Raw genomic sequence first — 12,450 nt, forward strand, 5'->3', positions numbered from 1 at the left:
AAATCTTTTCAAAAAATGAAACCTTTCACACTCATAGACGTATAAACAAAATAGCCTGTCGTCTGTACAGGCAAAGAAGTAAGGATGTTACGAATGTTAGAGAGAAGAATCCTTCATTATATTAAGACGCACAAACTGCTGGAGCCGGGAGAAAAGCTGCTGGCAGGAGTTTCAGGCGGGCCGGATTCATTGGCTTTGCTCCATTTTCTTGCAAACCTTCGCGGGGATTACGGGATTCAGCTGTACACCGCCCATGTGGATCACATGTTCAGGGGGCGGGAATCCTATGAAGACCTTCTGTTTGTAAAAGATGCCTGCCGTGCGCTGGATATTGCATTTGAAGGGAAAAGCATGGACGTAAATGCGTATAGGGAAGAAACCGGACTCAGTCCGCAGAATGCCGCAAGAGTCCTCCGTTATCAGTTTTACAGGGAAGTAATGGACAAATACGGCATCAGGAAGCTGGCACTCGGCCATCATGGCGATGATCAGATCGAGACGATCCTGATGAGACTGACCAGGGGGGCAAGCGGATTTGCAAGGGCTGGCATTGCCGTTAAGCGCAGGTTTCATGAAGGGGAAATCATCAGGCCGTTTCTCGCTGCTGATAAGGAGGAGATCCTCGACTACTGCAGGAGGCATGGACTGAATCCCAGGATGGACCCAAGCAATGAAAAAGGCAGCTACAGCAGAAATCGCTTCCGGATAAGTGTTTTGCCCTTCCTAAAAAGGGAAAACATAAAAGCACATGAACATTTTCAACGTTTCAGCGAAGAAACAAGAGAGGATGAGGAGCTGCTTTTGGATCTTGCCAGAACAAGGATGGAGAGTGTCTGGGTGAAGAAGGACAGGATGCATTCAGCCATCCGCATTCAAGCCCTGGCAGCAATGCCAAATTCTTTACAAAGACGAGGCATTCAACTAATATTAAACTATCTTTATGGTGAGAATCCTGAATCATTATCTGCTAAACACATCACCCAGGTCAAGGAGCTGCTTCTTAACCCTGATCCCTCTGCAGAACTACATTTTCCTAACAATTTATTGGTGAAAAAATCATATGATCTCTGTATGTTTTCCTTCCTTCAGGCACAACCTAAGCCTTATTCCGTAAAGCTCAAGGTGCCTGGCGTGACACAGCTGCCCAATGGATATTGTATTGAAGCGCAGTTCGTGGACAGACTTCCTGAGAGCCGGAGCAATAGTACATTCTTGATTCGTAAAGGCGGCAGCCTGCTTCCGCTCCATGCCAGAACCAGATTGAATGGCGACAGGATGCTTCTAAAGGGCCTTAAAGGCGGTTCAAAAAAGATCAAGGATCTATTCATCAATGAAAAGACGCCTGCCGAAAGCCGGGATTCCTGGCCGATCGTAACAGATGCGTCAGGGGAGATTCTCTGGGTGCCGGGAATAAGAAAATCCAGCTGGGAAGCAGAATACTGTGATAATGAGCACTCATACATATATCTCGAATATATCAAAGTCTAGTTCTTCTAGGGGGCAAAACAGAAAAATGAGCATGAAAAACGATATTGAAAACATCTTGATCACTGAAGAGGAAATCCAGGCAAAAACAAGGGAGCTTGCGGTACGCCTGAGCGAGGATTACAAAGATAAATTCCCGCTTGCGATTGGTGTCCTTAAAGGAGCCATGCCTTTCATGTCCGATCTTTTAAAAAGAGTGGATGCTTATCTTGAAATGGATTTCATGGATGTGTCGAGCTACGGCAATTCCACTGTCTCTTCAGGAGAAGTCAAAATAATCAAGGACCTGGATACCTCAGTCGAGGGACGGGATATTGTCATCATCGAGGATATCATTGATTCAGGCCTTACGCTGAGCTACCTTGTAGAGCTGTTCCGCTACCGCAAGGCCAAGACCATCAAAATTGTGACACTGCTTGATAAGCCGTCAGGCAGGAAGGCAGATATCAAGGCGGATTATGCAGGGTTCATCGTTCCGGATGCCTTTGTTGTAGGATATGGCCTTGATTATGCTGAAAAGTATAGAAACCTTCCATACATCGGAATCCTTAAGCCGGAAGTTTACCAGAATCAAGAATAAAGCACTTTGTTTTCAGGCAAAATTGTCATATTTGTGAAGGAAGAGCAATATATTGTAAATCCTTGATTTTGTATGATACTATTCTATTTAGTTTTTTAGTGTGGGAGGAGGTTAGGGATGAATCGGATCTTCCGTAATACAATATTCTATCTACTGATATTTTTGGTGATTATTGGGGTTGTAAGCATCTTCAACAACCATAATGAGCCAACCGATAATATATCCCAGGATGCGTTTTTTGAACGCCTGGAAAAAGGTGAAGTAAAATCGATAACCCTGCAGCCCGAGCGCCTTGTCTATGAAGTAAAGGGAACGCTTGAAAAGGGCAAAAAGGACGGGTTCATCACCTATGTGACGAACAATAACAATACCCTGGACCGCATCAATAAGGCGGTCGACGAGAAAGATGTGAAGCTAGAGACGCTTCCTGCGAAGGAAACAAGCGGCTGGGTAACATTCTTTACTTCCATCATTCCTTTCGTCATCATCTTCATACTGTTCTTCTTCCTGCTCAACCAGGCTCAGGGCGGCGGAAGCCGTGTCATGAACTTCGGGAAAAGCAAGGCGAAGCTTTATAACGACGATAAGAAAAAGGTCCGTTTTAAAGATGTTGCTGGTGCGGATGAAGAAAAGCAGGAGCTTGTCGAGGTCGTTGAGTTCCTGAAGGATCCTAGGAAATTTGCGGAGCTTGGCGCCCGGATTCCTAAGGGTGTCCTCCTGGTGGGGCCTCCGGGAACGGGTAAGACCCTTCTTGCAAGGGCAGCCGCAGGGGAAGCGGGAGTTCCTTTCTTCTCCATCAGCGGTTCCGATTTCGTTGAAATGTTCGTGGGTGTCGGTGCCTCACGTGTACGTGACCTGTTCGAAAACGCCAAAAAGAATGCACCATGTATCATCTTCATTGATGAGATTGATGCTGTCGGACGCCAGCGTGGCGCCGGTCTTGGCGGCGGACATGATGAGCGCGAACAGACGCTTAACCAGCTGCTTGTAGAAATGGATGGCTTCGGTGCCAATGAAGGAATCATCATCATTGCGGCAACCAACAGGCCGGACATTCTGGATCCTGCCCTCCTGCGTCCGGGTCGCTTTGACAGACAGATTACTGTCGACCGTCCGGATGTTAAGGGACGTGAGGCTGTGCTCCAGGTCCATGCCCGCAATAAGCCACTTGATGAGTCAGTGAACCTTAAGGCTATAGCCACGAGGACGCCGGGCTTCTCAGGCGCGGATCTCGAGAATCTTTTGAACGAGGCTGCACTTGTTGCTGCAAGACGGAATAAGAAAAAAGTCGATATGTCTGACATAGACGAGGCAACTGACCGTGTCATTGCCGGTCCTGCCAAGAAAAGCCGGGTGATTTCAGAGAAGGAAAGGCGCATCGTGGCTTACCACGAAGCAGGCCATACCGTTATCGGCACCGTTCTTGATGAAGCAGAAATGGTCCACAAGGTAACGATAGTTCCGCGCGGCCAGGCTGGTGGATATGCAGTCATGCTTCCTAAGGAAGACCGTTACTTCATGACCAAGCCTGAACTGCTCGATAAGATTGTAGGTCTTCTCGGCGGCCGGGTAGCTGAAGAAATCACCTTCGGCGAAGTGAGCACCGGGGCACACAATGACTTCCAGCGCGCTACAGGCATCGCCCGCCGGATGGTTACAGAATTCGGAATGAGTGACAAACTGGGCCCGCTGCAGTTTGGCCAGGCTCAGGGAGGCCAGGTGTTCCTGGGACGCGACATTCACAATGAACAGAATTACTCTGATAAGATTGCTTATGAGATTGATACCGAAATCCAGACCTTCATCAAGGAAAGCTATGAGCGTGCGAGAACCATCCTGACAGAAAACCGGGATAAGCTTGAAATCATCGCCACCACTCTTCTTGAGGTGGAAACCCTGGATGCAGATCAAATTAAGCATCTGATCGACCATGGCACACTTCCTAACAAGACAGCCGGTCTTGATAAAGATGTCAAAGTGAACATCCATACAAAATCAGAAGATGAGCGCACAGAGGATAAGATTTCTTCAGGCACAACCAACCCGAAGACAATACCTAATCCTCAGCTGCAGGAAGGGCATCCTACGGACAATCCGAAGGATAAGTTTCCTCCAGTGAATGATGAAAGCCGCAAATCTGATCTGTAATAAGTAAAAAGGCATCCGTATGGATGCCTTTTTCTGTGAAAAGGGGCGAAAGCTGCATGTATCATAAGGCTTCCTGCAGCCAGGTGTGAACATCACTTATCTTGCTGGCATTCCTACCTGCACCTTACTCCGCTCCACCGCCTTTTTGTGTTTGTTTCTGCTCTTGTCCAGGTTCCTTTCATGCATGGGCTGCCAGTAGAAAACTCATGTTTGTTTTATGCGAATCTGGATCGTTCGGCAGGTCGCAATCCTATCCCTGAATTGAGTAATTATGATATGATGTGGAAGGATAAAAAGTGTTATTGTCGTCATTGATTTGTACGTACCTGCCCAGGAAGGCAGCTATTCTTATATATTATCTAAAGTGGTGAATGACATGATTTTTGTACTGGATGTTGGGAACACAAATATTGTTCTCGGTGTATATGAAGGAGAAAAGCTTAAGCATCACTGGAGGATTGAAACGAACCGCCATAAAACGGAAGATGAATTTGGCATGGTGATCAAAGGCCTTCTTCAGCATGTTGGTTTGACTTTTAAGGATTTTGACGGAATTATCATTTCATCGGTGGTTCCTCCCATTATGTTTTCACTTGAAGGCATGTGCCTGAAGTATTTTGAAATAAAGCCTCTAATTGTCGGGCCGGGAATTAAAACGGGTCTCAATATAAAATATGATAATCCCAAGGAAGTCGGGGCAGACCGCATTGTTAATGCAGTCGCCGGCATACACGAATACGGCAGCCCGCTGATCATCGTTGATTTTGGGACGGCTACGACGTATTGCTATATCAATGAACAGAAACAATATATGGGCGGTGCCATTGCTCCGGGAATCGGTATTTCCACAGAAGCCTTATACTCGAAAGCCGCGAAACTGCCGAGGATTGAAATTGCCCGGCCGGATGATATCATAGGCAAAAATACAGTTTCAGCCATGCAGGCGGGCATTCTTTTTGGTTATGTAGGCCAGGTTGAGGGAATTGTTAAACGTATGAAGGACCAAAGCCAGACACAGCCTAAGGTAATCGCTACAGGCGGCCTCGCAAAACTTATATCAAAAGAATCACCTTTAATCGATGTCGTGGATCCTTTCCTGACACTTAAAGGATTACAGCTGATTTATAAACGCAATATATAGGTATGCCAATTAAACGTAAAGGCGGTTTTATTGAATGTCAGATTATATAGTAAAAGCTTTGGGTTTTAACGGGCAGGTCAGGGCTTACGCCGCTGCCACCACAGAGACAGTGGGAGAAGGGCAAAGACGCCATGGGACCTGGCCGACAGCTTCGGCTGCGCTTGGCAGAACTATGACAGCAGGCGTTATGATGGGCGCTATGCTGAAAGGTGATGAAAAGCTCACAGTCAAGGTTGAAGGAGGAGGCCCAATCGGGGCAATTCTCGTTGACAGCAATGCCAGAGGAGAAGTCCGCGGCTATGTGACGCATCCGCAGGTTCACTTTGATCTCAATGAGCATGGCAAGCTGGATGTAAGACAGGCTGTCGGCACGGAAGGTACCTTGACGGTCGTGAAGGACATTGGGCTCAGAGACCACTTCACAGGACAGGTGCCCATCGTTTCCGGTGAACTGGGCGATGATTTCACCTATTATTTCGCTTCATCTGAGCAGGTACCTTCTTCTGTGGGGGTAGGCGTCCTTGTGAACCCTGATAACTCCATCCTTTCTGCAGGAGGATTCATACTCCAGCTCCTCCCGGGTGCTGACGAGGAAACCATTGAACAACTGGAGCAAAGGCTGAAGACGATCCCTCCTATCTCCAAACTGATCCAGCAGGGCCTTAGCCCTGAAGAGGTTCTTGAAGAGCTGATGGGAAAAGGCAATGTTAAATTCCTTGAAACCCTTCCTGTCCAATTTAAATGCCAGTGTTCAAAGGAAAGAATCGCCAATGCACTGATCAGCCTGGGCTCCGACGAAATCGGGGCCATTATAGAGGAAGACGGCAAAGCAGAAGCACAATGCCATTTCTGTAATGAAGTTTACCATTTCGACATAGAAGAGCTGGAAGAATTGAAAGCAGAAGCGAAATAATATTCGAATTCTAATGGCATACAATTGAGTTATCGATAGGCTGGAAGGAAAATGACCTGTACGGCAGGCAGGGACAAATGCTCTCCTGGCTGCATTGAGACAATAATAATAAAGGCGCGCTATGTCATGGCTACCATGGACGGGGCAGCGCCTTTTTTGAATACCATCCTGTTCAATCTCCATCTGTAAAAAGACCTATATGGAAGGTTGAAATGTTTGACAATTCGGCGAATTGGATGTAACATTTTTAAATAAAACCAATAAAAATACTTGGGATTAAGAGGTGGATAAAATGACACGTGTTGCAAATTCAGTAGCAGATTTGGTCGGCCAGACGCCGATCGTGAAATTGAACCGCATTGTAGAGGATAATATTGCAGATGTTTATTTAAAATTAGAATATATGAATCCGGGAAGCAGTGTGAAAGACCGGATTGCGCTGGCTATGATTGAAGCAGCTGAAGAGAGCGGCAAGCTTAAGCAGGGTGATACCATCATTGAACCAACAAGCGGAAACACAGGAATTGGTCTTGCTATGATAGCTGCAGCCAAAGGATACCGCGCTATTCTGGTTATGCCGGAAACTATGAGCATGGAGCGACGGAATCTTCTTCGTGCATATGGGGCTGAGCTGGTGCTGACACCAGGGCCTGAAGGTATGAATGGAGCCATCCGAAAAGCTGAGGAATTGGCAAAGGAAAACGGCTACTTTGTTCCTCAGCAGTTCAAAAATGAGGCCAATCCAGAAGTACACCGCAACACTACGGGCAAAGAAATTGTATCTCAGCTGGATCAGCTGGATGCCTTCATCTCCGGAATTGGAACAGGCGGTACGATCACAGGTGCCGGTGAAGTGCTTAGGGAGAACTTCCCTGGCATCAAAATCGTCGCTGTAGAACCTTCTGATTCTCCTGTTCTTTCCGGCGGCAAGCCCGGCCCGCATAAAATCCAGGGAATCGGCGCCGGCTTTATTCCCGACATCCTGAATACGGATATCTATGATGAAATCATCCAGGTTAAGACAGACGATGCCTTCGAATATGCGCGCCGCGCGGCCAGGGAGGAAGGAATTCTTGGCGGCATCTCGTCCGGAGCAGCCATTTATGCCGCGATTGAAGTGGCTAAGAAGCTTGGTAAAGGCAAAAAGGTACTGGCGATCATCCCAAGCAATGGCGAAAGATACCTAAGCACCCCTCTTTATCAATTTGAGCAGGAATAAGAATAACACCCCTGCCACTATATAAGATCGAAAAAGCTCGGCTTCCGGCCGAGTTTTTTATTGGCAAAATATATAGTAATATAAATGAGAAGAGCCGTATAATGCGCATTTTATCAGCCTGGAGGTACTTATGGAACAAATCATTGAATGCGGTCCCTATACACTTGATTACGGCCGCAAAACCATCATTATGGGTATCGTGAATGTAACGCCAGATTCCTTCTCGGATGGAGGAAGATACAGAAACATAGATTCTGCACTTCGGCATGCAAAACAGCTGATTGCGGATGGTGCGGACATACTTGATATCGGTGGAGAATCAACACGCCCCGGTCATGAACGGATTTCAGATGAAGAAGAGATGGAAAGAGTCATTCCTGTCATTGAAGCAGTTTCCAGATCCCTGGAGATCCCCATTTCCATAGATACCTATAAGTCAGAAGTCGCTAAAGAAGCAGTTAAAGCAGGTGCCCATATTATCAATGATATATGGGGCGGAAGGGCAGATGAAAAGATGGCGCCCCTGGCGGCTGAAACAGGTGTGCCTATCGTGCTGATGCATAATCGGACCGACCGGACATACAGCCATTTTATCAGGGATGTATTAAGTGATTTATTTGACTCGATAAATAAGATGAAGCAGGCGGGAGTGGCGGACCGAAATATCATACTCGACCCGGGCATCGGGTTTGCCAAGGATTTTGATTTGAATCTTGAAATGATGCGTAACCTGGATACACTTACTTCACTTGGCTATCCGGTCCTGCTTGGCACATCGCGCAAGGGGTTTATCGGTCAGATTCTTGATCTCCCTCCCGAGGAAAGAATGGAAGGCACCGGGGCTACCATATGTTACGGAATCCAGCAGGGATGCCAGATGGTCCGGGTCCATGATGTAAAAGGGATTGCCCGGATGGCCCGGATGATGGATGTCATGATGGGGAAAGGGGAATTGGATGGATAAAATAATTGTGCAGGGAATGGAGTTCTATGGTTATCATGGCGTATTCCCGGAAGAAACCCGCCTCGGGCAGAGGTTTAGAGTTGATCTGACAGTGGAAGCAGATTTAAGGAGTGCGGGAAAAAGTGACGATCTCCACGATTCTGTCAGCTATGCCGACCTCTTTAATGTAACGAAAAGCATAGTGGAGGGCGAATCGTATAAGCTGATAGAAGCAGTGGCGGAAAAGATATCAGAAGCGGTTCTCAGTGGCTTTGACAGGATTCAGAGCTGTACAGTAAAAGTAATAAAACCTGATCCTCCCATCCCGGGGCGGTATGACTTTGTTGCAATTGAAATTAAGAGGGGCCGTGAATCATGAACCATACAGCCTATCTATCCCTTGGTTCTAATATAGGGGACCGGATTGGACACCTCGCTTCCGCTGTAAGGTCGCTTGCAAAAGATCCGTCTGTCAGGGTAATTAAAGTTTCCTCTATTTATGAAACAGATCCTGTCGGGTATACAGGACAGGATTGTTTTTTAAATATAGCTGTAGAGGTAAAAACTTCCCTAAGTCCGGAAGAATTGCTTGAAAAGTGTCAATCCATCGAGCGGGAACTTGGGAGAAAAAGGGAAATAAGGTGGGGTCCAAGGACAATAGACCTTGACATTTTGCTGTATAATCACGAAAATATTGAAACAGAGAGTCTTGCAGTACCGCATCCGAGAATGCATGAAAGAGCATTCGTCCTTGTTCCGTTATTGGAGTTAAATCCATCACTTGAGGATCCTGTCAGCCGGACGCTTTTGGCAGACTTCCTCGAGGTTATTCCTGATAAAGAGGGAGTTCGATTATGGAAGCAGAAAAGTGGGGCAGACGTATTCGCGCCTTTCGAAAGCTGAAGGGCTTTACGCAAGAAGAGTTCGCAAGGAAGATAGGAGTTTCTGTTTCCCTCCTGGGAGAAGTGGAGAGAGGGAACCGCATGCCTTCAGAAACCATGCTCGGAACCATTTGCGAAATGCTGAACATCTCATTAGAAGAATTGCGGCCGCCTGAATAGCGGGCATCTTATATATATGATTCAAAAGGAGGACCACCGTGTTAAAAATCGGCAATATAAAGATGAAGAACCAGGTAGTTCTTGCACCAATGGCCGGTATCTGTAATTCCGCCTTCCGCCTTACAGTCAAAGAGTTTGGCGCCGGGCTTGTCTGCGCGGAAATGATCAGTGACAAGGGCATTGTCCTAAAAAATGAAAGAACGATGAATATGCTTTATATCGATGAGCGTGAAAAGCCGCTGTCCCTCCAGATTTTCGGAGGGGAAAAGGATACTCTTGTAGAAGCGGCCAGCTTTGTAGATAAGAATACGAATGCCGATATTATCGATATTAATATGGGCTGCCCGGTTCCGAAAATCACAAAGTGTGACGCTGGTGCCAAGTGGCTTCTGGATCCGGACAAAATTTATGAAATGGTCTCGTCGGTAGTGGACGCTGTAGACAAGCCCGTAACTGTAAAAATGAGGATGGGCTGGGATGCAGAGCATATCTATGCTGTCCGAAATGCCCAGGCTGTAGAGCGGGCAGGCGGAAGTGCCGTTTCCCTGCACGGAAGAACACGCGTTCAGATGTATGAAGGACAAGCGGACTGGAATATCATCCGTGAAGTGAAGCAGTCGGTCGGCATTCCTGTTATCGGTAACGGAGATGTAGAGACTCCCCTTGATGCAGAACGCATGCTGAAGGAAACAGGAGCCGATGGCGTAATGATCGGCCGGGCGGCGCTCGGTAACCCCTGGATGATTTATCAGACAGTAAACTATCTTCAAACTGGTGAATTGGCAGGCGAGCCGTCAGTCAAAGAGAAGATCGATGTATGTGTGCTCCACCTGGACCGCCTTATCAATCTTAAAAGTGAATATATCGCTGTCCGGGAAATGAGAAAGCATGCTGCCTGGTATTTAAAAGGCATCAAAGGGCATGCAAGAGTGCGTAATTTTATCAATGAATGCGAAACCAGAGAACAGCTCGTTACATTATTATACAGCCTGGCAGAGGAAGCATCCGTCAAGCCTGCCTGATTGACAAGCTCTGCTTATTTTCCTATAATACCCATTAATACAGACTGCCAGATCTATCTGGCAGTTTTTGTATTGTAAAGTGCCTTACATAAACAGATTACTTTGTGTAAAATAAATGGTATTCGTATTTATAAAAGCCCATTAAATGAGATATGGAGTTGATCATAGTGAGTGAAGAATTAAATGACCAGCTGATGGTCAGGCGGGAAAAAATGCAAAGCATGGCTGAAGGTGGAATCGATCCATTCGGAAAACGCTTTGAGCGCACCCACCTTTCGGATGAAATCACAGCGTCTTACGAAGACCTTTCGAAAGAAGAGCTGGATGAGAAAGAAATCAATGTTACAATCGCCGGCCGTATTATGACTAAACGCGGTAAAGGTAAAGCCGGCTTCGCCCATATCCAGGATCTGACCGGCCAGATACAAATCTATGTGCGGCAGGATGCAGTGGGTGAAGAACAGTATGAAATGTTCAACTCTGTAGACCTTGGGGACCTGATCGGGATTACAGGCACTGTCTTCAAGACAAAGGTCGGGGAACTTTCCATAAAAGCAAACGAACTTACCTTTTTAACCAAGGCTCTTCGCCCGCTGCCGGATAAATTCCACGGACTTAAGGATGTGGAGGAACGATACAGGAAGCGGTATGTAGATCTCTTAACAAACCCTGACAGTAAAAAGACTTTCATTCTGCGCAGCCGTATCATTCAATCCATGAGAAGATACCTGGACAGCCATGGCTATCTTGAAGTAGAAACGCCTATGATGCACTCGATTGCCGGCGGAGCATCTGCCCGTCCATTCATCACCCATCATAATACACTGGATATGACCCTTTATATGCGTATAGCCATCGAACTTCATCTGAAGCGTTTGATAGTAGGCGGTTTAGAAAGGGTATATGAAATCGGAAGAGTATTCAGAAATGAGGGTGTATCCACCCGGCATAATCCAGAATTCACAATGATCGAGCTGTATGAGGCGTATGCCGACTATCGTGATATTATGAGCCTGACTGAAAACCTGATAGCCCACATTGCCGAAGAAGTCCTGGGAAGCACAACAGTTCAATATGGCGATTATGAAGTAGATCTAAAGCCGGAATGGACAAGACTTCATATGGTTGATGCGATCAAGGAGCATACAGGAGTGGATTTCTGGGAGAATATGAGCGGTGAGCAGGCAAGAGAGCTTGCGAAGGAACACGGTGTAGAAGTTAAAGATACGATGGAATTCGGACATGTAGTCAATGAATTCTTTGAGCAAAAAGTAGAAGACAAGCTGATTCAGCCTACCTTCATATTTGGACATCCGGTAGAAATATCGCCGCTAGCAAAGAAAAATGAAGAAGATCCTAGGTTCACAGACCGTTTCGAACTATTTATCGTAGGCCGTGAGCATGCGAATGCATTCACAGAGCTTAATGATCCAATAGACCAGCGCCAGCGATTTGAAGCCCAGCTCAAAGAGCGCGAGCAAGGGAATGATGAGGCGCATGAAATGGATGAAGACTTCATCGAGGCCCTCGAATACGGCATGCCGCCGACTGGAGGCCTGGGCATCGGTATCGACCGCCTGGTCATGCTGTTGACAAATTCGCCATCGATCAGGGATGTTCTGCTCTTCCCATTGATGAGACACCGTTAATTATGAGGCACTCTCCTTCTGAAGGAGAGTGCCTTTTGTTTTTATTATCGTGATAAAACATCCTTTAAGTAATGAGGCGGAAATTCACTAGTTAACATCATTGAATTTTTTGAATTTATGTACTTCTTCTATTCAGTAAAAACTTACGAAAAAGCTATTGCCGAGTTTATGATATGGTGTTATATTTATATCTGTCGTTAAAACACGGCCGCTGAAAAAATGATTTGAAAAATAACTTTAAAAAAGTTAGTGACGAATTATTGAATCGGTGATAATATTAATAAGCTGT

The 12,450-nt window shown here is 46.4% G+C and carries 12 protein-coding genes; all 12 read left to right on the forward strand.

Annotated elements, in window-relative coordinates:
- Nucleotides 1–93: 93 nt before the first annotated feature.
- The 12 genes from tilS (at nucleotide 94) to lysS (ending at nucleotide 12,161) form a co-directional block, all read left to right on the forward strand.
- Nucleotides 94–1,488, forward strand: a complete 1,395-nt coding sequence (gene tilS / locus V1498_RS00375; protein WP_409296427.1) for a tRNA lysidine(34) synthetase TilS — start codon at nucleotides 94–96, stop codon at nucleotides 1,486–1,488.
- A gap of 31 nt (nucleotides 1,489–1,519) precedes the next feature.
- Complete coding sequence (gene hpt, locus V1498_RS00380; protein WP_409299073.1) at nucleotides 1,520–2,065, forward strand: hypoxanthine phosphoribosyltransferase; 546 nt, start codon at nucleotides 1,520–1,522, stop codon at nucleotides 2,063–2,065.
- 117 nt (nucleotides 2,066–2,182) lie between these two features.
- Nucleotides 2,183–4,213 carry an ATP-dependent zinc metalloprotease FtsH gene (ftsH, locus tag V1498_RS00385; RefSeq protein WP_409296428.1) on the forward strand — a complete coding sequence of 677 codons (2,031 nt, stop codon included), beginning with the start codon at nucleotides 2,183–2,185 and terminating at the stop codon, nucleotides 4,211–4,213.
- A gap of 376 nt (nucleotides 4,214–4,589) precedes the next feature.
- Nucleotides 4,590–5,354 carry a type III pantothenate kinase gene (locus V1498_RS00390; protein ID WP_409296429.1) on the forward strand — a complete coding sequence of 255 codons (765 nt, stop codon included), beginning with the start codon at nucleotides 4,590–4,592 and terminating at the stop codon, nucleotides 5,352–5,354.
- A gap of 34 nt (nucleotides 5,355–5,388) precedes the next feature.
- Entirely contained in the window at nucleotides 5,389–6,267 is an 879-nt protein-coding gene (gene hslO / locus V1498_RS00395; protein WP_409296430.1) for an Hsp33 family molecular chaperone HslO, read from the forward strand.
- 292 nt (nucleotides 6,268–6,559) lie between these two features.
- On the forward strand, nucleotides 6,560–7,486 hold the full coding sequence (cysK, locus tag V1498_RS00400) for a cysteine synthase A (RefSeq protein WP_409296431.1): 927 nt from the start codon (nucleotides 6,560–6,562) through the stop codon (nucleotides 7,484–7,486).
- A gap of 130 nt (nucleotides 7,487–7,616) precedes the next feature.
- On the forward strand, nucleotides 7,617–8,450 hold the full coding sequence (gene folP, locus V1498_RS00405) for a dihydropteroate synthase (RefSeq protein WP_409296432.1): 834 nt from the start codon (nucleotides 7,617–7,619) through the stop codon (nucleotides 8,448–8,450).
- A complete protein-coding gene (folB, locus tag V1498_RS00410; protein WP_409296433.1) occupies nucleotides 8,443–8,808 on the forward strand; it encodes a dihydroneopterin aldolase in 366 nt (121 codons plus the stop codon). Before folP ends, folB begins: the two co-directional genes overlap by 8 nt.
- Nucleotides 8,805–9,332: a 2-amino-4-hydroxy-6-hydroxymethyldihydropteridine diphosphokinase gene (folK, locus tag V1498_RS00415; RefSeq protein WP_409296434.1), complete on the forward strand. Its 528-nt coding sequence runs from the start codon at nucleotides 8,805–8,807 to the stop codon at nucleotides 9,330–9,332. The genes folB and folK overlap by 4 nt, the downstream gene beginning before the upstream one ends.
- Complete coding sequence (locus tag V1498_RS00420; RefSeq protein ID WP_409296435.1) at nucleotides 9,284–9,490, forward strand: helix-turn-helix domain-containing protein; 207 nt, start codon at nucleotides 9,284–9,286, stop codon at nucleotides 9,488–9,490. The genes folK and V1498_RS00420 overlap by 49 nt, the downstream gene beginning before the upstream one ends.
- 38 nt (nucleotides 9,491–9,528) lie before the next feature.
- Entirely contained in the window at nucleotides 9,529–10,512 is a 984-nt protein-coding gene (gene dusB, locus V1498_RS00425; RefSeq protein ID WP_409296436.1) for a tRNA dihydrouridine synthase DusB, read from the forward strand.
- A 164-nt stretch (nucleotides 10,513–10,676) separates the two neighbouring features.
- Entirely contained in the window at nucleotides 10,677–12,161 is a 1,485-nt protein-coding gene (gene lysS / locus V1498_RS00430) for a lysine--tRNA ligase (RefSeq protein WP_409299075.1), read from the forward strand.
- Nucleotides 12,162–12,450: the final 289 nt, after the last annotated feature.

This window comes from Paraperibacillus marinus, assembly GCF_046237605.1.
Classification (GTDB): domain Bacteria; phylum Bacillota; class Bacilli; order Bacillales; family DSM-1321; genus Paraperibacillus; species Paraperibacillus marinus.